Raw genomic sequence first — 870 nt, 5'->3', positions numbered from 1 at the left:
GGATCAGCGGGTGCATCAGCGCTACCGCGTCGAACAGTCCGGGCTCGGCAAACAGCACCGAGGCCAGGATGTTGGCGCCATTGGAATAGCCGAGCGCCAAAACCCGCGAGGGTTTTGCYGCCTCGACATGGGCTTTGACGAAGTCCGCCATCCTGCCTGTCGCACGATCGAGATCGTCCATGTCGTAGACGCCCTCGCCGGTACGGCGGAAGAAACGCGCCGCACCCATTTCGGAGACATCGCCGCGTGGCGAAACGATCGTCGCGCCGGGCACCAGCTCGCGGGCAAAGCCCAGAAGCTGGTTTTCGTCGCCGCCGGTGCCGTGGAAGGCGAAGACCAGAGGGCCATCAGGCTCTCCAGGCAGCACCTTGTGGATGTAGCTGTCCTTGCTCACCATATTCCTCCTCAGTCGCCCAGCGGCTGCAGGTTCTTTTCCAGATAATCGCGCAGATGCGCATGCTGTGTCGGCAGCTTCAGCGCCTCACCGAGATGGGCGGTGTCCTCGTCGCGGTCGAAGCCGGGCTCGTTGGTCGCCACCTCGAACAGCACGCCGCCTGGCGTGCGGAAATAGATCGCCCAGAAATAGTCGCGGTCGATCACCGGCGTCACCTGGTAGCCCGTGTCCATCAACGCCTTGCGCACCTCGAGCTGTTTGGCCCTATTCTCCACCGCAAAGGCGATGTGATGCACCGAACCTGCGCCAAGACCGGCAAAAGATGCACCCGGCAGCGTTTCGATGTCGATGAAATCGGCGCCATTGCCGTTCTTCACCGCAAGCCGCTTGATGTTGCCCGAAGTGTCGACCTCGTCATAACCCATGAACTTCAAAAGCTCTTCGGTGGCGGCACCGTCACGCAGCCTGAGCGTCGC

At 62.3% G+C, this 870-nt stretch carries 2 protein-coding genes; both read right to left on the bottom strand.

Going from position 1 to position 870, the window contains the following annotated elements; genetic code table 11:
* Positions 1-394, bottom strand: a 394-nt coding sequence (locus AC1DWF_RS33155) for an alpha/beta hydrolase (RefSeq protein ID WP_476842747.1), incomplete at its 3' end; no start/stop codon positions are given.
* 11 nt (positions 395-405) lie between these two features.
* The coding region (locus AC1DWF_RS33150) for a VOC family protein (RefSeq protein ID WP_476842746.1) at positions 406-870 on the bottom strand (465 nt) is incomplete at its 5' end.

This window comes from Aminobacter sp. P4_D5 (assembly GCF_056401815.1).
Note: the sequence above shows the minus strand (reverse complement) of the source record. Positions and strands in the feature narration are given on the sequence as shown.